This is a genomic window from Bradyrhizobium sp. WBAH42 (genome assembly GCF_024585265.1).
Classification (GTDB): domain Bacteria; phylum Pseudomonadota; class Alphaproteobacteria; order Rhizobiales; family Xanthobacteraceae; genus Bradyrhizobium.
Genome location: NZ_CP036533.1, coordinates 1,432,280 through 1,454,710, shown reverse-complemented (window position 1 = coordinate 1,454,710; position 22,431 = coordinate 1,432,280). Strand labels below are relative to the sequence as shown.

Genomic DNA, 22,431 nt, shown 5'->3' with positions numbered 1-22,431 from the left:
AAGACTCCTCGTCAGGCCGGGGTGATGGTGACCGGCAGGCTGTCGAGCCCGCGCAGCGTGTTGTTGAAGCGGCGCTTCGGCTCGCCGGTGATCTCGATCTTCGCGATGCGGCGCGCCAGCGCCGTCAGCATCACCTCGCCCTCGAGGCGGGCGACGAGCTGGCCGACGCACATGTGGATGCCGGAGCCGAAGCCGACATGGCCGGAGGTGCGGCGGGTGATGTCGTAGCGGTCGGGGTCGTCCCAGCGCCTGGGATCGCGATTGGCGGCGGCGAGGAACATCAGCACCTTCTCGCCCTCGCCGATCTTCGCGCCGGACAACTCGACCTCCCGCGTCGTGGTGCGGAAGAAGGTCTGCACCGGGCTCTCGAAACGCACCGCCTCCTCGAAGGCCCCACGGGCCAGCGAGAGATCCTCGCGTAGGCGCTGCCACTGATCGGGGAAGCGCGCGAGGCAATAGACGGCGGCCCCGATGCCGTTGACGGTGGTGTCGAGTCCGGCCGACAGCAGCGAGCGCACCAGCAGCGGCGCTTCGGTGGGCGTGATAGCACCCTCGTCGACCTGCGCATGAATGCAGGCCCCGAAGCCGCCGGGTGTCAGATTCTCGCGCTGGCACTGCTCGGCGACATAGGCCTGGTGCGGCATCGAACGTTCGATCGCCTCCTGGCGCAACTGGTTGGGTGGACCAAAGGCGTTGAACACAACGCTGGCATAGGGAATCAGATGCTCGCGCCCCTCCGCCTTCAGGCCGAGCGCATCGGGGAAAATCGACAGCGGATAGGCTTCGGCAAGATCGGTGATCGCGTCGAAGCTGCGCTTGTCGAGCAGCGCGTCGACCCGTTCTTCCGCCGCCGCGGCAAAACGATCGCGCACCTGCTTCATCACCGTCGGCGACAGCACCTTGGACAGCACGGCGCGGGTACGGGTGTGCGCGGGCGCGTCGGCCTCCAGGATCAGGCTCGGCGGCCGCCACGGCGTTTCCTTCTTGAAGTCGGACAGCCCGACGCCGCGGCTGGAGCAGAACGTCGCCGGATCGTTCAGCACCGCGTGGACCTCGGCATAGCGCGCCACGCCATAGACCTTCCATTTGTCGAGATAAACCACCGGACCGGCCTCCCGCAGCAGCTCATGGGCGGGATAGGGATCGGCAAAGAACGTCATGTCGAAGGGATCGACGTCGAGATGCGGGACGCCCGATCCCGCGGAGCCGGATGCGGTCATGGAAGACCTCCCTCATTTTGATCTTGTGAAAGGGCAGCGCATGCCCTTAGGTCTTTGGGCCCGCCGCGAGTCAGAAGCCCGATATGCCGCCGTCCTCGACCAGAGCCCGCCAAAAGCCCGCGCCCAATGATGCGGGACCGACGCTCGATCTCGACCGTTACGTCCCGGCGTTCATCACCTTCATCGCCAACAAGCTCTCGAACAGCGCGACCGCATTCTATCAGCGCGAGTTCGGCGTCAACGTCACCGAATGGCGCATCATGTCGCTGCTGGCGATCGAACCCGGCATTCCCGCCTCGCGCATTTGCCATGTCATCGGCTTCGACAAGGGGCCGGTGAGCCGGACCTTGGCCGGCCTCGAAAAGCGAGGGCTGGTGTCGATCCGCACCGACCCGAATGACGGCCGCACCCATTCGATCGCGCTGACGGCAAGGGGCCGCGCTACCCACGACAAGGTGATCGTGGCGGCGTTCGAGCGCGAGCGGCGACTGTTGTCCTGCCTGAGCAAGGACGAGCGCGAGGTGCTGATCGACCTCCTCCGCCGGCTGCATGAAAATCTCGGCACTGTGACGGACAGCAGCCACAGCTGACGCGCCGCGTGGCGGACACGCCCTGTCTTCAGACATGGGTCGGCATTTGCCGACGGCACCATCTCTGCCGCGCATTGTTTCCTCCAGAAAAGAACGCAGCGGTTCGCCCGCCGTCAACTTCGTCCGAAAGGGTTCGCACAAATTAGTTGCTTAAGCAACAAAAGAATCGGCAGGATAATGCGGCAGGGTGGCTGGCGTATCCCACCCGTCATTCCGGGGCGCGCGTAGCGCGAACCCGGAATCCATCGTGCAACACCCCTGCGGTGAAATGGATTCCGGGCTCGCGCCAAGAGGCGCGCCCCGGAATGACAGCGGAATGTGGCATCTAACTCGGCCTTTACAACCCGATCCACGCCCCCGACGCATCGTCGTTCAGCCGTGCCACCGCCTCCGCACGGCGCGTCAGCACGGCGCGCTGGTTGATGTAGCCCTTGTCGGTGATCTCGCCGCCGTCGACCGACGGCGGCTCGGCGAGCAGCAGCGCGCGGGTGGCGTGACCGGAGGAGTTGGCGCTCTGCTGTTTCAGCTTCGCCAGACCCTGCGCGATGGCACTGCGGACCTTGTCCTGCGCCAGCACCTCGCTCACGTCCGCCGTCTCGGGCAGGCCGGCATGGGCGCGGCAGGCCGCAAGATTCGGGAATACCAGGAAGCGCACCTCGTCACCGCCGTGACCGGCGACGACGATGTCCTGCGCCAGCGGTGCCAGCGCGGCGATGCCGGCAACGCGCAAGCCGCCGACGCTGACCCATGTGCCTGAGTTGAGCTTGAAGTCTTCGGCAACGCGGCCGTCGAAGAACAGGCCGCGCTCGGGCCGCGCGCTGTCGGCAAGCTTCACGGCATCTCCGATCAAATAGAAGCCCTCCGCGTCGAACGCCTGCTTCGTCAGATCCGGCGCCTTCCAATAGCCGGGCGTGACGTTGGGTCCGCGCACCCGCACCTCGAGCTTGTCGCCGGAGGTGACGAGCTTCAGCTCGGTGCCGGGAATGGGCACGCCGATGTTGCCGGAGCGTTCGGCAAGGAAATGACAGTCGGTGGCGAGCGGTGAGGTTTCCGTCGAGCCCCAGGCCGAGACCATTGGCAGCGCGCGGCCGACCGTCTGATGCGAGAGCTCTTCGAGCGCATCCCACAAATTCTGCGGCAGCGCGGCACCGGCGTAGAAGGCGAATTTCACCTCGCCGAAGAAGCGGCGGCGCAACTCCTCGTCGCTGCGCAGCGCCGCGATCAGCATGTCGAAGCCGCGCGGCACGTTGAAATAGACCGTCGGCATCACGCTTTTCAGATTGGCGAGCGAGGTCGCGAACAGGCCGGGCGCGGGCTTGCCGCCGTCGATGTAGAGCGAGCCGCCGTTGCGCAGCACGAGATTGAAATTGTGGTTGGCGCCGAAGGTGTGGCTCCAGGGCAGCCAATCGAGAATGACGAGATCGCGGCTTTGTTCGACGAAGGTCCAGGTCTGCGCCTTGGCCTGCTGGCTCGACGTCAGCATGCGCTGGGTGTTGATGACCGCCTTGGGCGTGCCGGTCGAGCCCGAGGTGAACAGGAATTTTGCAATCGTGTCCGGCGTGAGTGCAGCGAAGGCTCTTGCGACGTCGGGCGTCTCGGGCGTTGCCGCAATGGCGCGGAACGCCAGCGCGTCGGCATCATCGGCGTTGCCGCTGATGATCTGCGCGTTGTGCAGCGGCTTGATGGCGGCCAGCGCTGGTGCAAACGGCTGGAGCGCAGAGACGTAGATTGCGCCGGGATCGAGCAGCGCAACCATGCTCTTGAGCTTGTCGAAATCTTTCGACATCAGCGAATAGGCCGGCGAGATCGCCGCCGAGGGCACGCCGACATGCTGGGCGGCGAGCGCGAGCAGCGCATGATCGATGCTGTTGTCGGAGAGGATCGCGAGCGGGCGGTCCACGCTGAGCCCTTCTGCCAGGATCCAGGACGCGGCGGCGCGCACCTTCCGCAGCGCCTGCGCATAGGTAACGGTGGTCCATGGCATTTCGACCTTGCCGCGTTCGGCCAGGAAGATCGTATCCGGCCTTTGCTGCGCCCATTGCTCCAGCCAATCGCCGGTGCAGCGCGCAAACTCGCCGAGAGGCTCGGGCGAGCGCAGAACGATGCTGCCGTCGGGCCGATGCTCTGCGACGGTCCTGGGCGTTGCGAACAGGCCTGCAACGTCACCATGTGAGGCGACTGTCATGTGCTTCCTCCTCCATCCCGGTTTTCAGGATCGGCCGCAGCCTCGTTCCGGGCCGCTTTGGCCTATAATGTTGGGCACGCCAATTGTTGTCGTCAACAACAATCTTTCGCTTGTGACCGAGGGGCGCTAGGGTTGCGCGCGACAGGAGACATCGACGTGCCACCCACAGCAGCCCGGTCCGACAGCCGCCACTCCCCACGCAAGCGCGCCGGCAACGGCGCAGCACCACGCGATGTCGCCGACGACGTTGGTCTCGACGCATTGATCGGCCACGCCGGCTATGCGGTGCGGCGCTTCCAGATCTGGATCTTTCAGGACTTCATCAAGACGCTCGGCGAAGTCGATATCAGGCCGACACAATATTCGGTGCTGACCGTGATCGGCGCCAATCCGGGCCTGTCGCAAATGGCGGTGGCAAAACGCCTCGGCATCGAGCGCGCCCGGCTGGTGCACCTGCTCGATGCCCTCGAACAGCGCAAGCTGGTGAAGCGGATCAAGTCGAAGGAGGACCGGCGCTCGCATGCACTGCACCTCACCGCGCAGGGCGAGACGTCGCTCGAGAAGTTCAAGCGGCTCGCGGCCGAGCACGAGCGAAACGTCGAGGCGAAGATCGGCAAGGAGAACCGGGCGCAGCTGCTCCGGATCCTGTCCGGCTTCACCTGATCTCGACTGCCCATCATTTGGGCAGATGCACGCAAGAGGTCGCCGGAGCGAGCGGCCGCACACCGACCGAAATATCCCGCAAGCCACTGATCGCACGATAAGATCCGGCACAATCATCCTGCCCGGATTCTGTACACAATGGCACATCGCTTGCTTCACTCCGGGCGAAGACGATTTGCCGGAGTTTTGCCGCCATGGGGGCCGAGCAGCCTGAAACGATCGCCGCGATTGTGGCCGCGCACCGCGCGGGCGCGCTGACGCCGGCAGAGACGGTCGCGCGGACCTATCAGCGCATCCGCGATCACAACGATCCCGCCGTGTTCATCAGCCTGCGCGACGAGAAGGACGCGATCGCGGAGGCCGACAAGCTCGCGGCCCGGACGGATGCGGCCAGCCTGCCGCTTTACGGCGTGCCGGTCGCGGTGAAGGACAATATCGACGCGCTGGGCTTTCCGACCACCGCGGCCTGCCCGGCTTTCTCCTATACGCCCACACACGACTCGACCGCCGTCGAGCGCCTGCGCGCGGCCGGGGCGATCATCATCGGCAAGACCAATCTCGACCAGTTCGCGACCGGCCTCGTCGGCGTCCGTTCGCCTTACGGCATTCCCCGAAATTCGATCCGCGAGGATCTCATTCCCGGCGGCTCGAGCTCGGGCTCGGCCACCGCGGTCGGCGCCGGGCTTGTGCCGCTGTCGCTCGGCACCGACACCGCCGGCTCGGGCCGCGTGCCGGCGATGCTCAACAATATCGTCGGGCTGAAGCCGAGCCTCGGCATGATCTCGACCGCCGGCCTGGTGCCGGCCTGCCGCACGCTCGACTGCATCTCGGTGTTCGCACTCACGGTGGACGATGCCGCGCTCGCGCTGTCGGTGATGGCCGGCCCCGACCAGGCCGATCCATTCTCGCGCGACCGGCCGCTCGGTGCGATCACGCCGATACCAGCAAAGCTGCGGCTGGGCGTGCCGCGCAACGGGCAGCTGATCTTTTTCGGCGACAGGAAAGCGGAAGCCGCCTACGGCGATGCGCTGAAGCGATGGACCGCGCTCGGGGCAACGCTGGTCGAGTTCGACCTCGAGCCGTTCTACGAGACGGCGCGGCTGCTCTATGAGGGGCCCTGGGTTGCCGAGCGTTACCTCGTGATCAAGAACCTGCTGGCGTCCGCGCCAGACACGATCCACCCCGTCACGCGGGAGATCACCGCGGCCGGCGCGCGGCTCACCGCGGCGGAAACCTTCTCGGCGCTCTATCGCCTGCAGGGCCTGCGCAAGATCGCCGAGCGAACGTTCGCCAACATCGACGCGCTGGTGCTGCCGACGGCGCCGACGGCCTATACGACCGCTCAGGTGCTGGCCAATCCGATCGAGCTCAACAGCCGGCTCGGCACCTATACAAACTTCGTCAACCTGCTCGATCTCTGCGGCCTCGCCGTGCCGGCTTCGATGCGCAGCGACGGCATTCCGTTCGGCATCACGCTGCTGGCGCCTGCAGGGCGCGACGCGCTGCTCGCGAGCATCGGCCGCGTGTTCCATGCCGATACGAAACTGACGGTCGGCGCGAAGGGGGTGGCGCAGGCCCCGCTCGCGCCACTCCCGACCAGCAGCGACGACGAGATTCCGATCGCGGTGGTCGGCGCGCATCTCTCCGGCATGACGCTGAACGGCGAGCTGACGGCGCTGAACGCACGCTTGATCGAGGCCACCAGGACGGCCGCCGACTACAAGCTCTATGCGCTTCAGACCACGCCGCCGAAGCCGGGCATGCTGCGCGTCGAGACCGGCAAGGGCGCTGCGATCGAGCTGGAGATCTGGTCGTTGTCGTCGTCCGCCTTCGGCAAGTTCGTCAACGCGATTCCTGCACCGATGGCGATCGGCACCGTGCGGCTTGCGGATGGACGGAGCGTGAAGGGATTTTTGGTCGAGCCGGAAGTGCTGGGCGATGCGCGGGATATCACCGCCTACGGCGGCTGGCGCGCGTATATGAAGGAAGCTGCGGCAAAGCAGGTCTCGTAGGGTGGGCAAAGGCGCGCTCTTCGCGCGCCGTGCCCACCATCACCATAAGGTGGGCACGGCGCTTCGCGCCTTTGCCCACCCTACGGCACCGCGTGCGCGTCTACACCGACACCGCGTAAATCTCGTACTCCCCACGCACCAGCTCGATATGCGCGCGCATGGCGGCGGCGGCGCCCTGCTTGTCGCCACGCATGATGGCGACGACGACGCGGTCGTGCTCGGCTTGCGACTTGGCGAGGCGGCCGAGGTTGCGGAACTGGGCGCGGCGGAACGGCTGCACGCGGACGCGGGTCGCAAGCGTGATCTCGGCGATGTAGCCGTTCTGCGAGCCGGCATAGATCGCATTGTGGAAGCGCTCGTTGACCTCGTGGAAGCGCTCGGGATTGCCGGCGTAGCTCAGCACCCGCAGCTCCTCGTGGATGGCCTCCAGCCCGTGACGCTCGGCCGCCGACATGCGCTCGGCGGCAAGGCCCGCGCACAAGGCCTCGAGCTCCGCCATCGCCTCGAACATGCCCTTCAGCCGCTCGATGGAAGGCTGCGCCACCACGGCGCCGCGATGCGGTCGCGCCTCGACGAGGCCGCTCGCCACCAGCTGGCGCAACGCCTCGCGCACCGGCGTGCGCGAGACGTTGAAGCGCCGCGCGATGTCGGTCTCGTCCAGCGGCGAGCCCGGCGCCAGAGTTCCCCGCACGATCTCGTCGGCAAGCTGCAGCCGCAGCTCCTCGGCGCGCGTGACCTTCAGCAGCGACGGCGATGCACGGTCGACGCGCGGCACCACCGGCTCGGCCGGCAACGTGCCCTGCGGAAGATCATCAAGCGTCATACGGTCTCTTTCGGCTCGTCGATGATGCTGACATGAGCGGCGACGACGCGCCAGCCCTCCGGGAAACGTATCCACGTCTGCATCTGCCGGCCGACCTTGCCGGGAGCCGTATCGCGATAGAACAAGGTGGACGCCACGGCCGTGTCGCGGCCGTAGCTGGTGATCACGGTCTTGGCGGTGCGGCGGTTCAGGCCGACCGGCGAACGGCCGGCGCGGAAGCCGGAGATTGCCTCGTAGCCATAGAGGTTCTCGCCGATGCCGTAGCGCAAGGTGCGCGGATCGTTGCGGAACAGCTCGCCGAGCACGGCGACGTCGTTGCTGACGAGAGCCTGCTCATAGCGCTCGAACGCGGCTTTCACTTCCGCGATCACCTCGGGGAGATCGATCTGCATCTTAAAACCCTCTCGGCGCGGGCGCGGCGACGACGCCCATCTTTTCCAATGCGTGCGCGACGCGCAGCGCGATGTCCTCGCGCCAGGGCGCGCAAATGATCTGCACGCCGATCGGCAGCGGCTCGATCGGCACGGGGACCGCGACCACGGGCAGGCCGATGAAGGAGATCGGCTGGGTGTGGATGCCGATATTGGCGCGCACCGGCAGCTCGACGCCGTCGAGATTGAAATTGACCTGGCCGAGCTTTGGCGCGGTGCAGGGCGTCGCCGGCGCCAGCAGAACGTCGACCGATCCAAATATCCCGGCGAGTTGCGCGCGATACCAGCGGCGGAATTTTTGCGCGCGATCGACCAGCGCGGCGGGGACCATGGCGCCCGCGATCAGCCGGTCGCGCACCGCCGGGTCAAAGTCGGTCGGGCGCTTGCGCAGGCGATCGAGATGCAGCGAAGCGCCTTCGGTGGTGGTGATGACATAGGCGGCGGCGCGGGCGCGCGATGCTTCGGGGATATCGACCACTTGCGTTGCGCCCAGCGCCTTGGCGACGCGGCTGACGGCTTCGACCGCTTCCGGAAACACGTTCTTCTGGAAGTGCCCGCCGGCGATCGCAAAGCGCAGACCAGAGATGGACTCATCGAGCAGCGGCGTCACGGGCTCCAACCCGCGCGTGGTGCAGGCGCCGTCGTCTGCGTCCGGACCCTGCATCGCGTCGTAGGCGAGCGCGAGATCGGCGACCGAGCGCGCGAACGGGCCGAGATGATCGAGGCTCGCCACGAACGGGAACGAGCGCGCGCGCGACAGCCGGCCGTAGGTCGGCTTCAGGCCGAAGATGCCGCAGAAGGACGACGGCACGCGGATCGAGCCGTTGGTGTCGGAGCCGAGCGCGATCGGCACCAGCGCGCCGCCGACGGCGCTGCCCGAGCCGCCCGAGGAGCCGCCGCTCATCCGCGTGGTGTCGTGCGGATTGCGCGAGGGACCGTCATGGATGTTCTCGCCTGTAAAATCGTAGGCGTATTCGCCCATGTTGAGCGCGCCGACGAGAACGGCGCCGGCCGCTTCCATCCGCTCGATCAGCGTCGCGTCGCGCCTCGCGGGCGCGAGGTCCCGGTTGATCTTCGAGCCGGCGCGCGTTGGCAGGCCGGCAACATCGAACAGGTTCTTGACGGCGAAGGGTACGCCGGCGAGTGGACCGACTTTCTTGCCCGCAGCGATGTCGGCATCGATCGCGCGCGCTTTCGCGCGGGCGCGTTCGGCGGTGACGTCGGTGAAGGAGTTGAGAATGCGGTCATGCTGCTCGATGCGCGCGAGCGCAGCTTCGGTGGCGGCGAGTGCGGACATCTCGCCGCCCGCAACCGCACTTGCGATGTCGGAGGCCGTCATCTCTGGCTTAGCGGACATGGTGTCAGGCCGTGAAGATCGGTGCCGGCTCGGTCTCGTCCGGCAGCGCGAAGTCGTCGACCAGACGGCCAAGCCGCAGCGAGACCTCGAGGTTGGCGCGCACGGCGGGCCGCCAGCCCTCCTCGATCGGCAGCGCCAGCGCCTTCGATACGGCGTCGATATAGTCGTCCAGGGGTTCGGCCATCACGCTCTCAAGCAATCAGTGCAGTCTTAGTGTATCGGCAACGGCGGATGCGGGATCGCCGTCAGCAGCTCCTTGGTGTAGTCGTCCTTGGGATCGCCGAGCACCTGCTCGGAAGAGCCCTCCTCGACGATCCGTCCCGTCCGCATCACAATGACACGATCGCACAACAAGCGCACCACATTCAAATCATGCGAGACGAACAGATAGCTCATACCTAGCCGCGCCTTGAGGTCCTGCAGCAGGTTGAGGACGACGGCCTGCACGGAGACGTCCAGCGCGGCGGTCGGCTCGTCCAGGATGACGAGCTTGGGATGCAGGGCGATCGCCCGGGCGATGCCGACGCGGGCCTTCTGGCCGCCGGACAATTGGTGCGGGAAGCGGTCGAGCAGATTGTGCGGCAGGCCGACCATGGTGGCGAACTCCTCGCAGCGGGCGCGCAGCGCGTTGCGTCCCCGGATGTCGCCCAAGTGCATGATCGGGTCGGCGATGGCGCGCGCGGCGGTGAAGCGCGGATTGAGGCTGTCGGTGGGGTCCTGGAACACCATCTGGATGCGGCTGCGCTGCGGCAGCCGGGCGAAGGCGGCAGGAGCAATGCCGCCGATGTCCTCGCCGTCGAACTGGATCAGGCCGGAGGTCTGGTCGAGCAGACGCATCACCATCATCGACGTGGTCGATTTGCCGCAGCCGGATTCGCCGACGAGACCGACGCTCTCGCCATGGCCGATCGCAAAACTGATGCCGTCGACGGCGCGGAACACGTCCGGCTCCACCGGCGGCTTGCGGCCGAACAGTTTGCCGAGCGTGGCGGTCGCGCCCTGGCGGGGATATTCCTTGACGAGTTTTTCGATGCGGAGGAGGGGCTGGTCGCTCTTCCCCTCCCTTTGAGAAACGTGCTGGTCAGGCGCGGCGACAACGGATGCAGATGAGGTTGCGCCCTCCTCTTCCGGCAGCAGATCCCGCAAGCTCACTCCGAGCCGCGGCGTCGCGCGCATCAGCTTCTTCGTATACGGGTGCTGCGGGTTCGCAAAAATATCGGCGGCCGTAGCGGTCTCGACGACGCGGCCCTTCTCCATCACGACGACGCGGTCGCAATAGGCGGCGGCCAAGCCGAGATCGTGCGTGATCAGGATGGTCGACATCGCGCGGCGTTTCGTCAACTCGACGATCAGGTCCATCACCGCCTTCTGCGTGGTGACATCCAATCCAGTCGTGGGCTCGTCCGCGATGAGGAGCTGCGGATTGCAGGCGAGCGCGAGCGCGATGACGACGCGCTGGCACATGCCGCCCGAGAGCTCGAACGGATAGGCGTGATAGCGCTCGCGCGGGCGGGCGATCTTGACCTGCTCCAGCGCCTCGATCGCCTTCTCGCCGTGATCGGCAACCTGGGCCTGCTGCACATGGGTGCGCAGCACGTCCTCGATCTGGTCGCCGACTTTCCGGATCGGATTGAGCGCAGCACGCGGGTTCTGGAAGATCATCGAGACTTCGCGGCCGCGCAAATCGCGCATCTGGTCTTCGGTCGCTGCCTTGACGTCGATGCCGGAGAACATCACCGAGCCCTCGGCGATCTTTCCGGCGCGATCGAGGATGCGCATCACCGCGTAGGACGTCACCGACTTGCCGGAACCGGACTCGCCGACGATGGCCAGCGTCTCGCCCTTGGCCACGGAGATGTTGACGTTCTGCACCGCCTTGACGATGCCGCGGCGGGTGGTGAATTCGACCGTGAGGTCCTGGACGTCGAGCAGCGGCTGGGAGGTCATGGACGGCTCCCGTCACTCAAACAATCGAAAACAACCCCATGCACAGTAGAAGCACCATTGGAATCATTGGAGAATTTTTCCCGGAGGTTGGGCATCACGTCCTCCGCTGGGGATCGACGATGTCGCGCAGGCCGTCGCCGAGGAGGTTGAAGCAGAACACGGCAATCATCAGCGCAAGGCCGGGGAAGAGCGCGATCCACCATTCGCCCGACACCATGAAGCCGGCGCCTTCGGCGACCATGATGCCCCATTCGGCGGTCGGCGGGCGGACGCCGAGGCCGATGAAGGAGAGGCCGGCGGCGTTGAGGATGGCATAGCCCATGGTCAGCGACATCTGCACGATCATGATCGGCATGATGTTCGGCAGGATGTGCACCAGCAGGATGCGGAACTCGCCGTTGCCGGACAAGCGCGCGGCCTGGACGAAGCCGGCGTTGCGGCGGACATTGGCTTCGGCGCGCGCGACGCGGGCATAGAGCGGGAAGTTGACGATGGCGGTGGCCAGGATGATGTTCTGCACGGTGTTGCCGAGTGCGGCGACGATGCCCATCGCGAGCACGAACAGCGGGAAGGCCATGATGGTGTCGGCGATGCGGCCGACGATGCGGTCGGTCCAGCCGCCGAAATAGCCGGCCGCGATGCCGGCAAGGCCGCCCATCAGGAACACCAGCGCCACCGAGGCGATCGCGATGAAGAAGTCGAGGCGCGTGGCGACGATGACGCGGCTGAAAATGTCGCGCCCGAGCTGGTCGGTGCCGAACCAGTGCGCCGCCGACGGCGCCTTCAGTGCAGCGGCGGTGTCGGAGGCGAGCGGGTCGTAGGGCACGACATAGGGACCGAACAGCGCGGCGAACACGATGATCAGGAGCAGCGCAAAGGCGAAGCCCGTGACCTTGTTCTCGCCGAGGACGTAACGGGTCTGCTCGAGGATGGCGACGAGGCCTGACGTACGGGCGGGGCCGACAGGTTCAACAGCAGGCGCAACGGAGCTCATTGTTCGACGCCCTCTTTTCGCGTGATCGTGTTCGGAAGCCGTCTCTCCGTCGTCATTGCGAGCGAAGCGAAGCAATCCAGGCTGCGCATCGCGGCAATAGCCTGGATTGCTTCGTCGCTTCGCTCCTCGCAATGACGAGCTGGGGCACCGATTTTCCGGATCATGCGCTACCCCTCCAACCTGACGCGCGGATCGATCACGCCGTAGAGAATGTCGATGATCAGATTGAGCAGCACGTACATCACCGCCATGGTCAGCACGAAACCCTGCACCGGCGCGAAGTCCGAGGAGATCAGCGCTTCCACCGCGTAGGAGCCGATGCCGGGCCAGGCGAACACCTTCTCCACCAGCACGTTGGCCCCCAGCAGGAACGAGAACACCATGCTGAGCGTGGTGATGACTGGCAGCATCGCGTTGCGGAAGGCGTAGGTGACGATGACGGTTGCGGGCGACAGGCCGCTGGCGCGCGCGGTGCGGACGAATTCGGATGCGAGCACCGCGAGCATGGAGGCGCGGGTCATGCGCGCGATCGGCGCCAGCGAGAAGATCGCGAGCGTCGTTGCGGGCAGGATGAGCTGGCTCAGCGCCGAGCGGAACGCCTCGACATCGCGCGCGATCAGCGTGTCGACCAGATAGAAGCCGGTGACCGTCGGCGGCGCGCTGTAGAACACGTCGAGACGGCCGAGCGGCGCCGGCGACCAGCCGAGCCGGAAATAGAAGACGTAGACCAGCACGAGGCCGGTGAAGAACACTGGCAGCGACACGCCGGCTGTTGTTGTCACCCGGCATAAGTGGTCGACCCATGATCCCGGTCGTGTTGCCGCCAGCACGCCGAGCGGAATGGCGATGACGACCGAGACGATGAGGCCGAGCAGCGTGAGCTCGGCGGACGCTGGCAGACGGTTGCGGATCTCGGTGGCAACCGGCTGGCCCGTCGTCAGCGAGTTGCCGAAATCGCCGTGCGCGAGATCGTTGGCATAGCGGAAGAACTGCTCGATCAGCGGCTTGTCGAAGCCGAGCTTTTTGCGGATCTGCTCGACGGCTTCCTTGGTCGCGGCGGGACCTGCGAAGTAGGCCGCGGGATCACCCGGCAGCGCGCGCGTCAGCAGGAAGGTGACGATGACAACGCCGATCAGCGAGGGGATCGCGAACATCAGGCGCTTGCCGATCATGGTCAGCATGGGGTGCGCTCCGCGCTGGTGAATAGCGAATGGCGAATGGCGAATGGCCGTTCGCAGCTGACGATCATGATCCCTGCTCCATATTCGCTATTCGCCACTCCCTATTCGCCCACCTTCACCCCTTCGCCATCGCGCGATAGTCGAGCCGCCGGTGGAACCAGTATTGATAGCCCGAGATGTTCTTCTGCATCGCGACGTTGACGAAGGGCTGGTAGAGCGGGATGCGCGGGACGTCGGCGAAGGCGAGATCGACGAAGCCTTTCACGTCCTTGTCGTAGGCCGCAGTGTCGCCGGTCGCAGCCGCCGTGCGCGCGCCGTCGATGAACTTGTCCATCTCCGCCGACTTGTAGCTCATGGTGTTGAAGACGGAATTGTTGCCGTGATAGCACCAATAGAAGAAGTACTCGGGGTAATCGAGCCAGCCCGAGAACACGTTGGTGAACAGCGGCATCTCCTTCTTGTTGAGCTCGGTGCGCCAGTTGGCGCCGGGCACCTTGTTGATGGTGGTCTTGATGCCGAGCTGGGCGAGACTCTCCTGCACCAGCACGCAGAGCGGCTCGTTGACACCGGCGAAATTGAGATCGAACGAGATCGTGGTCTCGAAGCCGTTGGCGTAACCGGCCTCTGCCAGCAGCGCCTTCGCCTTTTCCATGTCGGTGTTGTACTTGTGCGGCTGCGGCCAGGCGACTTCGGTGGCCTTGTCCTTTGCGCCGAACATGGGATTGCCGAGGCCGAACAGCACCGCGTCCATGATCTTCTGATACGGCAGCGCATAGGCGATGGCCTGCCGCACCTTCACATTGTCGAAAGGCGGCTTGGTGACGTTCATGCCGATATATTGGATGCCGTTGGAGAACGGCAGCGACACCACGTTGAGCTTGCCGTTCGCCTTCATCTCCTGGAAATCCTTGAACGGCAGCTCATAGGAGATGTCGGCGTCGCCGCGCTCGAGCAGCGCACGGCGGTTGCCCGCCTGCGGCACCATGCGCCAGATCACGCGCTTGATCTTGGGGAGCGGACCGCCGACCCAATCCTCGTTGCGCTCCATGATGACTTCGGTGCCGGCGGTCCACTTCGTCACCTTGTAGGCGCCGGAGCCCGCGGTCTGCTGTTTTGTAAACTCGAGACCCCACGGATCCTTTTCGCTCGCGTTCTTCTTCACGAGCTCGGAATTGACGATGCAGGGCACGATCACCGCGAGGTCCGGGATCGTCAGCCGATCCTTCTTGGCGAAATCGACGCGCACGGTGGCATCGTCGACCACGACGAACTGCTCGGCCTTGGTCAGCGAGCCCGCGCTCATCTGGAAGGTCGGGAAGCCGCCGACGCTGACGGCGCGATCGAGCGACCATTTGACGTCTTTCGCCGTGACCGGCGCGCCGTCGTGGAACTTGGCGTTCTTCTTCAGCTTGAAGGTGACCGACATGTCGTCGATCTTGAAGTCGTCGGCGAGCTCGCCCTTGAACTTGTCGCGGTCGTAATAGGGCACGCCGCCGGGGCCGCTCTTCATCTCGTGGCTGATCAGGCGATCGTAGCAATTCCAGGAGACTTCATAGCCGGGCACGTTGGTACCGACGCCATGGATGTCGAGATTGTTGGGGCCGCCTTCCGAGACGATCAGCAGCGTCTCCGACCGGGCATCGGCCTTGGCCGAGGAGATCACAGACGGCATGGCCGGAAGCGCCGCACCCGCGGCCAACCCGGAAACGGATTTGAGGAAATCGCGGCGCTTCATGAAATCGCTCCAACATAAAAAGTTTTTCGTTGGAGCTGGATTCGCAAGGTTCGTGCCAAGGCTTAACGGAAGCTGGCCTTATGCATAAGCGGTTGAGATTACTAATGAAAAATTGATGCCAGGGACCACGACCGCCGTGGAGACCGCCGACATTGCATACAAAGAGGCGTATTTGCCTAATAAATAGATCATACTCGATGAGAGCTCATTCGATGAGCTACTGGCAAAAATCCTCATTATTGACCCGCAGGCAGCGTGGCGCCGCGACCGTCTTCCGTCCGGCGCAGCCGTCCTTGCCATCCACCTTCTTGAGCGCGCGCAGCGCGGCCATGGTCGGCCGATACCAGAGGAAGTGTTCGTCGGAGAGTTGTGAGGCTCGCCGCAGGCCCTGGATCGTCGCGGCGTCGAATATCCCGCCCTGCTCACCGCCGAAGCAATCAAGCCGCACCAGTTGGGCCTGGATCAGCTGCACCAGCTCGCGGCCTTCATAGGTCGGCCCCGCGCTGTCGAGCACGGTGATCTCGCGCAGGCGCGAGGCCGCGGCCCGCGCCTCATCTGCCTCTGGTGTATCCGGAAACAGCGCGGCGACGAGATCATAGGCCTCGGGCGTCCGCGTCTGCCGCGCGCGATCGAGCACCAGCGAGGCAGAGGATGCGGCCGCGGGGGCCTTGGCGGCAGTACCCTTCCTCAGCTCGGCGGCTGCGGCGCGCGCATCGTTGGCCTCGGGGCTTGCCGGAAAGCGATCGATCAGGAGATCATAGAGCGCGACATTGCCGGTCTCCTTCGCCGCGGTGAGCAACTGCGCGGCCTGGCTCGGCGGAGGCGGCGGCGGCACGAAGAAGAAGTCGAGCTCGAGCGAGGTGGATTCCCAGGGGATCTGCTGCTCGCCGGTCGAAAGCCGCACCTGGCGGCGCACGCTCTTGAACACGTCCTCCAACCGCTCGCCGGGCACGGTTATCGCGTCCGCCAACGCCTTCGTATAAGGGCTGTGACCGTCCTCGCCGTCGAAGGCGACCTTTCCCGAGCCGGTCGCCGAGGCGATGAAGACTCCAAATACCGCGCCCATCGGCACCAGGCCGAGCGTCGCGCTGCCGGAAACGCCAGGCGGAAAAGGATTGTCGCGGCAGGCATCGACGATGAGGATGTTGAGCGCATTGCCGGAAGCGGCGAGGCGATCGGCAAGGCGTTTGACAGGAAGCGATTGCGGCACGATGTCGGCGCGTCGCTTGATGTCGGCATTGACGGGCACGAGGTAGTTGACGCCGTCACTCTCGACGCCATGACCGGCGTAATAGAGCACGGCAACGGTCGAAGGGCCGCGGGCCTTCACCTTCTGCGCAAACTCCTCGACGTCCTGCGAAAGGCTCTTCAGGTCGCGGTCGGCGACCAAGGTGACATCGAAGCCGGTCTGCCGCAACCGCTCCGCCATCAACTGCGCATCGTTTACGGGATTGGCAAGCGTGCCGAGTTTTGCGTAACGGGCGTTGCCGATCACCAGCGCGATCCGCGGCGCCGAATCGGCGACCGGTTTTCGCGTCTGTGGCGCGGCGCAGACGGCACTTGCGACCGGGACAATGATCGTCGCAGCCAGGATCATCGCTAGAGCAGTTATTCGCATTACCAGCACACCTGCATGTCCCATCAACGTTACGCAATTGATGTCACGCTGTCATGCCGGGCGCGTGGGATGGCCACCGCTCCTTCACTCCCCGCTACCCTGCCCGACGGGGTGACCGGCGCGCAGCGGAGACGTGGGGAGATTTGCACGACAATCGGGAGGGCTGCTCTCGACGAGGAGGCCGTGTCTATCTAGAATTGAACTTTTCAGGAAGCATTTTTTGCCGTCCATGCCGCCAAATCCCCTCTCCCGATCCACCCTGCGATTCATCGCGGCCGGGGTGCTGTTCACCCTTCAAGTGCTGCCGGGATCGGCCGGCGTGCTGAGCGGACGCGAATTCCAGAACCTGATCGCGGGCGGCCCCGAAGGCACAACCATCGTGTTTCAGGGCGGCACCGACAAGATCTTCTACTCGCCGAGTCTGAAGAACCGGCTGCGCCAGAGCAACGAACTCGGCCCCGAATTCCTCAAGCAGAAAATCCTGCAGAACACCGTGACCGAAGGCACGTTCATCGGCGCGACCACCGAGGGCGGCAAATGGCGCACCATCTCGGGAATCGCCGGCATCGCGGCCGATGCCGACAGCGGCCATGGCGTGCTGACGCTGCTGCAAACCTTTCCCGAAGACACCAGCATCAAGGCGTTCCAGAAGCGCGACCGGCTCTATGCCGTCGTGATCGTCGAGGACGCGCCGGGCGGTGTCGTGTGCCGCAGATCACAGTGGGAGCATTTGTTCGCGCTTAAGGGTGAACCGAGACTGACGACGGTGCCGTGCGAATTCACGGTCGGCAACGCGGTGACCCCAACGGCACCGCGATAAGGGGGACTTTCATGACGACACTGATTTCCGGAGCCCGCAGGGGCCTCCGACAGACCGGTACGCGCATGCTGGCGCTGGTCATGCTGGCGATTCTGGCCGTGCTGATCCCTAACCGGGACGCATCCGCTTCCACCGTGCTGAATGCTGCGGCGACCACCGCCAATTCCAGCCTCTCGGCCTGCAACGCCAGCCAAGGCAAGGCTCTCTACAATTGCGTCGCTGACGTGCTCGAGCGCATGGCCAACGACGTCAATTCGATCAGAGTCGGGGAGACTCAACGTGCGCTCTTGACGGCCGCCAGCCAGTTGCGCGCTGCGAGCAGCAAGGCGCAGGCGCTCTCCGCCATCACGCAATGCCAGGCCGCCATCGCAGGCGCGCTGCGGCAGGTGAAAGCGACGCCCGGCGGTAAGATGATGGTGCCCGGATGGGGCGACCATGGGCTCGCGTCGATAGCGGGCGTGTTGGCGCGAGCGGCGCGAATGATCCAGGCCAAGGGATAGGACTGACAGGATAGGACAAGGGATAGAACACAGAGAAGGACCACAATGATGGCCAGCGGCCATGACCTGATCAGTTCGACGAAGGCACGCCTTCGCACCATCTTGGTATTGCTGTTGGTTGGAGCTGCCGTGCCGGCGGCAGGCCCTGCCTACGCCGGAGGTGGAGCCTCCGCGGCCGCCGCCGTCGGCAGTGCCGGCCTGCAATCGTGCAGCGCCACCGCCGGCAAGGTGCTCTACGACTGCGTGGCAGGTGTCCTGGATCGCATGAGCGGGACGCTCAACAAGTGGGATCCTCCGGAGGCACGCAGCGCGCTCCAGACCGCGGCCTCGCAGCTGCGCGCCGCGAGCAACAAGGCTCAGGCGCTCTCAGCAATCTCTCAGTGTCGCTCCGTCTTCGCCAGTCTGGTCAAGCAGGCCACCGCTGGTCACGGCTCCGGTCTCAGCGCCATTGTCGGGGTCTTGACCAAGGCGGCCCAGCTGATCCAGTCCAAGGGCTAGCGGCGGACGCGCCAGGGGAGCCGTGCGGCGCCCCACGGACTCACTCCGCCCAAATCAATTCCTGCAGCTCGACCAAATCATCCGCCCGCTCCTGCCAGTCCTCGATGCAGATGTGGCTGTTGAGGTCGCTGGCGCGGTGCAGCAGCATCAGGGCCATCAGGCGGCGCTTGAGGGTGAAATCCAGCGTCGCATAGCCAAAGCCTTCGAGCAGGCTCTTCACCCGTCCCGGCCGGCCCGCCGCCATGAAGGCGCTGGGGCCGAGCAGATCGTAGTCGCGCCATCCTGTGAGCACGTCGCCGAAATCGAACAGACCTGCGAGCGACCATTGGCCGTCATCGCAGGCGAGCAGGAAGTTCTCTGGGATGTACTCGCCGATCAGGATCACCGGCGGCGCGTCCACCGGGATCAGCTTCGCGGCGTCGCGCAGGAGGTCGTCGAGACCGGCAAGGAATTTTGGTGCGAGGCCGAGACGCGTGTGCCGCGCGCGGCAGCCCTGCATCTGGGCGCGCATGAATGCGTCCCAGCGCGGCCCGATGGACGCGAGCTCTCCGAGCGGAACGCGCTGCACAGAAGCGATGGTTTCGCCGATCTGGCGCAGCAGCCGCTCCTTCTGCGGCTCCGGCAGTGAGGGCCAGACCTCCGAGCCGAGCGTGCCGGCAAGACGCGTCATGACGAGATAGGGCCAGCCGTCGCGCATCCCCTCCGCGACAATCTCGGGAATCGGCAGCTCGAGGCGGCCGGTGAGCTGCGTCAGCGAGGCGCGCTCCGAGACGAATTGGGCTGCGAGCAGTGGCGGGAAGATTTTCAGGATCAGCTTGTCGCCGAGGCCGACCACGAGATTGGTGCCGGTCGCAAATACATGCGGTGAGCCGGCATCGAGCCCATGGCCGCGCGCGATGTCGAGGGCGATTGGCAGCCATTGCGGGAACGCGGAGCGAAAGGTGCGGAAGCTTGCGGCGTCGACGAGGTGAGGCAGCTGTTGCAATGAGGCGGTGGTCATCTGCACTCGGTCATCGATACAAGTTTGATGGATTCAGTGCGAACCAAGCAGGCGGTGCAACCTCTCCCGCTTGCGGGGGAGGTCGACGCGAAGCGTCGGGTGGGAGCTCTCTCCTCTAGGGGATTGTCCCGTTGTGGAGACACCCTCTCCCCAGCCCTCCCTCGCAAGCGGGGGAGGGAGCGCATCTCGCTTGCGGCTATAGCGATATCCAATCGCGACACACCCCTACCGCTCGGGGCTCGCCCGCTCGAACTGGCGGAGCAGCTTGTTGCCGCGCTCAACGGCGGAATCGAGCGCTGATTGCGCGCTCTTTTGGCCGGCGAAGGCCTGCTCGAGCTCGTCCTCGATCACGCCGCGGATCAGGACGAAGGAGCCGAGCCGGATGCCCTTGGAGTTCTCGGTCGGCGGATTGAGCGTGATCTGCTCGAACGAGATCGCCGAGCCGGGATTGCGCTCGTAGAAGCCTTGCGCGCGCGTCAGCTCGAAGGCGGCGCGGGTGACGGGCAGATAGCCGGTGTTCTGGTGCCAGGCGGCCTGCACGCCGGGCTGGGACAGATAGGCGAAGAAGCGCGCCACGCCCTTGTATTCCTCGCGCGGACGGTCGCGCAGCACCCACAGCGTGGCGCCGCCGATGATCGAGTTCTGCGGCGCGCCCTTCACGTCGGGCCAATAGGGCATCATGCCATAGCCGATCTCGAACTTCGAATTGGCCTTGATGTCGGCGCGCGTCGCCGAGGAGCCGATGAAGATGCCGCACTCGCCCTTCTGGAAGCGCGGCTCGGCCGACTGCCCGCGGCCGCTGTAGTCGAACAGCTTGGTCTTCTGCCACTCGCTGAGCGCCGCGACGTGATGCACCAGCGTCGGATTGTTGATGGTCAATTCCGCATCCAGCCCGGCAAAGCCGTTCGCCCGGCTCGCGACCGCGAGGTTATGGAAGGCGGAAAAATTCTCGACATGGATCCAGGACGGCCAGGACGTGGTGAAGCCGCAGGGAGCGCCGCGGTCGCGCAGGCGCTTCGCGGCCGCTCCCAATTCGGCCCAGGTCTTCGGCGGTACCTCGGGATCGAGGCCCGCGTCGCGGAACATGGTCTTGTTGTAATAGAGGATCGGCGTCGAGGAATTGAACGGGAAGGACAATAGATTGCCGGCCGCATCGGTGTAGTAGCCGGAGACCGCGGGGAGGTAATCATTGAGCGAAAACGGCTCGCCCTGGTCCCGCATCAGGCTGAACACCGGGTAGATCGCGCCCTTGGCCGCGGTCATGGTGGCGGTGGCGACCTCGTTGACCTGGACGATGGCGGGCTGGCTGCGCGAGCGGAAGGCGAAGATCGCGGCCGTCACGGTCTCGGTGTAATTGCCCTTGTAGACGGGCACGATGCGGTAGCCGGATTGCGAGGCGTTGAAGTCGGCGGCGAGCTTTTCCAGCTGCCGGCCGAGCTCGCCGGACATGGCGTGCCACCACGCGATCTCGGTGGCGGCCCGCGCAGGGGCGGCCAATGAGAGGGCCGCAAAGGCGGCGACGAGCTGCAAAAGGCGCAAGGCTGACCTCACGATGGCTCTTCCCAGAACGCACGGCGACAGCCGGCTGCCCTGCTTAAGGCGCGACATAACCGGTTTCAACCGGGAATGAACGCCGGCCGCGCCGCACAATCGGTCTTGCGGAACCAGGCGGGATGGCCTTCCCTTAACCATCTGCTAGAGCCTCGTTCCGATCGGAACGGGTCTCTAGACCTTAATTTGACGCGTTTTCTTTACGCGAACCGGTATCCACTTCGCTTGAAAACGCTTTAGATTGCATTGAACCTTTTCCTTCCGCCATAGACTCCACCACTGAGGGGTTGAGTGTGCCAGTGTTGAGCCGTGCCGAACTCTCGCGGACCGGGGTGGTCTTCGTTGCGCTTCTGCTTGCCGCAGTCTCGTCGAGCATGTGCGCGACGGGCGCTGTTGCGCGCGAATTTCGCGCCGCCGATACCCAGACCGAGAATTACCCGACCGTCCAGGCGCTGCGCTACATGGGCGCCCTGATCGCCGAGCGCACCGGCGGCCGGCACGAGATCAAGGTGTTCCACTCCCGCCAGCTCGGGGAGGAAAAGGAGACCATCGAGCAGACCCGGGCCGGTGCGATCGACCTCAACCGGACCAACGTGGCGCTGATCGGCAATTTCGTCCCGGCCATGAACGTGCTGGCGATGCCGTTCCTGTTCCGGTCCATCGAGCACATGCAGAAGGTGCTGGACGGACCTGTCGGCAGCGAGATCCTCGGCAGCTTCGAGCCCTACGGCTTCGTCGGGCTCGCCTTCTACGATTCGGGCGCGCGGTCGATCTACAACGGGGTCCGCCCGGTAAAGACCATCGCGGATCTCAAGGGATTGCGGATCCGGGTGCAGCAGTCGGAGTTGATGAGCCAGATGATGCGCGCGCTCGGCGCCGAGCCGGTCGAGCTTCCCTACGGGCAGGTGATCACCGGGCTTGCCAACCATCTGATCGACGGCGCCGAGAACAATTGGCCATCCTTCGTGACCACGGACCATTACAAGCATGCCGGCTATTACTCGCTCACCGAGCACACGATGAGCCCGGAAGTGCTGGTGATCTCGCTGAAGGCCTGGAAGAGCCTGTCGGCAGAGGAGCAGACAATCTTCAAGGAGGCCGCGCAGCGCTCCAGCCGGTTCATGCGCGAGAAGTGGCGCGACCTCGAGGACCAGTCGCAGCGCAAGGCGCAGGAAGCCGGCGTGACCGTCGTCAAGGACATCGACCGCAAGCCGTTCGAGGAGGCGATGGCCGCAATCTACGCCAAGGCCGAACGCGACCCCGCGGCGGCCGCGCTGATCGAACGCATTCGCAAGGTGGAGTGAGG

The 22,431-nt window shown here is 65.3% G+C and carries 21 protein-coding genes; 7 read left to right on the top strand and 14 right to left on the bottom strand.

The features are described 5' to 3' along the window. Nucleotides 1–11 precede the first annotated feature (11 nt). Nucleotides 12–1,220: a cytochrome P450 gene (locus DCG74_RS06760; protein ID WP_172786165.1), complete on the bottom strand. Its 1,209-nt coding sequence runs from the start codon at nucleotides 1,218–1,220 to the stop codon at nucleotides 12–14. Between the two features lie 83 nt (nucleotides 1,221–1,303). Between DCG74_RS06760 and DCG74_RS06755 the strand changes: the two genes are divergently transcribed. Then, on the top strand, nucleotides 1,304–1,810 hold the full coding sequence (locus DCG74_RS06755) for a MarR family winged helix-turn-helix transcriptional regulator (RefSeq protein ID WP_172786166.1): 507 nt from the start codon (nucleotides 1,304–1,306) through the stop codon (nucleotides 1,808–1,810). 337 nt (nucleotides 1,811–2,147) lie between these two features. Here the strand turns inward: DCG74_RS06755 and DCG74_RS06750 are convergent, their stop codons facing one another. Then, a complete protein-coding gene (locus tag DCG74_RS06750) occupies nucleotides 2,148–3,995 on the bottom strand; it encodes a feruloyl-CoA synthase (protein ID WP_172786167.1) in 1,848 nt (615 codons plus the stop codon). 156 nt (nucleotides 3,996–4,151) lie between these two features. Here DCG74_RS06750 and DCG74_RS06745 point away from each other — a divergent pair, with 156 nt between their 5' ends. Then, the gene (locus DCG74_RS06745; RefSeq protein WP_172786168.1) at nucleotides 4,152–4,658 is read left to right on the top strand and encodes a MarR family winged helix-turn-helix transcriptional regulator; all 507 of its coding nucleotides are present in this window, start codon (nucleotides 4,152–4,154) and stop codon (nucleotides 4,656–4,658) included. Nucleotides 4,659–4,852: 194 nt separating this feature from the next. Next, the gene (atzF, locus tag DCG74_RS06740) at nucleotides 4,853–6,670 is read left to right on the top strand and encodes an allophanate hydrolase (RefSeq protein WP_172786169.1); all 1,818 of its coding nucleotides are present in this window, start codon (nucleotides 4,853–4,855) and stop codon (nucleotides 6,668–6,670) included. Nucleotides 6,671–6,770: 100 nt separating this feature from the next. Here the strand turns inward: atzF and DCG74_RS06735 are convergent, their stop codons facing one another. The 10 genes from DCG74_RS06735 to DCG74_RS06690 form a co-directional block, all read right to left on the bottom strand. Further along, on the bottom strand, nucleotides 6,771–7,493 hold the full coding sequence (locus tag DCG74_RS06735) for a GntR family transcriptional regulator (protein ID WP_172786170.1): 723 nt from the start codon (nucleotides 7,491–7,493) through the stop codon (nucleotides 6,771–6,773). After that, on the bottom strand, nucleotides 7,490–7,885 hold the full coding sequence (hpxZ, locus tag DCG74_RS06730) for an oxalurate catabolism protein HpxZ (protein WP_109142158.1): 396 nt from the start codon (nucleotides 7,883–7,885) through the stop codon (nucleotides 7,490–7,492). Before hpxZ ends, DCG74_RS06735 begins: the two co-directional genes overlap by 4 nt. Before the next feature lies 1 nt (nucleotide 7,886). Then, nucleotides 7,887–9,281 (bottom strand): AtzE family amidohydrolase, encoded by a 1,395-nt coding sequence (locus DCG74_RS06725; RefSeq protein ID WP_172786171.1) that lies wholly within the window; start codon nucleotides 9,279–9,281, stop codon nucleotides 7,887–7,889. Between the two features lie 4 nt (nucleotides 9,282–9,285). Then, a complete protein-coding gene (locus tag DCG74_RS06720; protein ID WP_172786172.1) occupies nucleotides 9,286–9,465 on the bottom strand; it encodes a DUF4089 domain-containing protein in 180 nt (59 codons plus the stop codon). Nucleotides 9,466–9,491: 26 nt separating this feature from the next. Further along, complete coding sequence (locus DCG74_RS06715; protein WP_172786173.1) at nucleotides 9,492–11,228, bottom strand: ABC transporter ATP-binding protein; 1,737 nt, start codon at nucleotides 11,226–11,228, stop codon at nucleotides 9,492–9,494. A 94-nt stretch (nucleotides 11,229–11,322) separates the two neighbouring features. Next, nucleotides 11,323–12,222 (bottom strand): ABC transporter permease, encoded by a 900-nt coding sequence (locus DCG74_RS06710; RefSeq protein ID WP_172786174.1) that lies wholly within the window; start codon nucleotides 12,220–12,222, stop codon nucleotides 11,323–11,325. Then, nucleotides 12,219–12,386, bottom strand: coding sequence for a hypothetical protein (locus tag DCG74_RS06705; RefSeq protein WP_172786175.1), 168 nt, complete (start codon nucleotides 12,384–12,386; stop codon nucleotides 12,219–12,221). The genes DCG74_RS06710 and DCG74_RS06705 overlap by 4 nt, the downstream gene beginning before the upstream one ends. A gap of 3 nt (nucleotides 12,387–12,389) precedes the next feature. Continuing rightward, nucleotides 12,390–13,403 carry an ABC transporter permease gene (locus DCG74_RS06700; RefSeq protein WP_172786176.1) on the bottom strand — a complete coding sequence of 338 codons (1,014 nt, stop codon included), beginning with the start codon at nucleotides 13,401–13,403 and terminating at the stop codon, nucleotides 12,390–12,392. Nucleotides 13,404–13,518: 115 nt separating this feature from the next. Continuing rightward, entirely contained in the window at nucleotides 13,519–15,138 is a 1,620-nt protein-coding gene (locus tag DCG74_RS06695) for an ABC transporter substrate-binding protein (RefSeq protein ID WP_172786177.1), read from the bottom strand. A gap of 217 nt (nucleotides 15,139–15,355) precedes the next feature. Continuing rightward, nucleotides 15,356–16,756 (bottom strand): caspase family protein, encoded by a 1,401-nt coding sequence (locus DCG74_RS06690; RefSeq protein WP_172786178.1) that lies wholly within the window; start codon nucleotides 16,754–16,756, stop codon nucleotides 15,356–15,358. Between the two features lie 280 nt (nucleotides 16,757–17,036). Here DCG74_RS06690 and DCG74_RS06685 point away from each other — a divergent pair, with 280 nt between their 5' ends. The 3 genes from DCG74_RS06685 to DCG74_RS06675 all read left to right on the top strand — a co-directional run bounded on the left by DCG74_RS06685 (nucleotide 17,037) and on the right by DCG74_RS06675 (nucleotide 18,574). Further along, the gene (locus tag DCG74_RS06685) at nucleotides 17,037–17,576 is read left to right on the top strand and encodes a hypothetical protein (RefSeq protein ID WP_172786179.1); all 540 of its coding nucleotides are present in this window, start codon (nucleotides 17,037–17,039) and stop codon (nucleotides 17,574–17,576) included. A gap of 65 nt (nucleotides 17,577–17,641) precedes the next feature. After that, nucleotides 17,642–18,076: a hypothetical protein gene (locus DCG74_RS06680; RefSeq protein ID WP_172786180.1), complete on the top strand. Its 435-nt coding sequence runs from the start codon at nucleotides 17,642–17,644 to the stop codon at nucleotides 18,074–18,076. A 45-nt stretch (nucleotides 18,077–18,121) separates the two neighbouring features. Beyond that, nucleotides 18,122–18,574, top strand: a complete 453-nt coding sequence (locus DCG74_RS06675; RefSeq protein ID WP_172786181.1) for a hypothetical protein — start codon at nucleotides 18,122–18,124, stop codon at nucleotides 18,572–18,574. Nucleotides 18,575–18,614: 40 nt separating this feature from the next. Here DCG74_RS06675 and DCG74_RS06670 read toward each other — a convergent pair whose 3' ends face one another. Both DCG74_RS06670 and ugpB read right to left on the bottom strand, forming a co-directional pair. Next, entirely contained in the window at nucleotides 18,615–19,574 is a 960-nt protein-coding gene (locus DCG74_RS06670; protein WP_172786182.1) for a phosphotransferase, read from the bottom strand. A gap of 225 nt (nucleotides 19,575–19,799) precedes the next feature. Then, on the bottom strand, nucleotides 19,800–21,140 hold the full coding sequence (gene ugpB / locus DCG74_RS06665; RefSeq protein WP_172786234.1) for a sn-glycerol-3-phosphate ABC transporter substrate-binding protein UgpB: 1,341 nt from the start codon (nucleotides 21,138–21,140) through the stop codon (nucleotides 19,800–19,802). Nucleotides 21,141–21,418: 278 nt separating this feature from the next. On the opposite strand from ugpB, the gene DCG74_RS06660 reads away from it, so the two are divergent. After that, nucleotides 21,419–22,429 (top strand): TRAP transporter substrate-binding protein, encoded by a 1,011-nt coding sequence (locus DCG74_RS06660; RefSeq protein WP_172786183.1) that lies wholly within the window; start codon nucleotides 21,419–21,421, stop codon nucleotides 22,427–22,429. Nucleotides 22,430–22,431 lie beyond the last annotated feature (2 nt).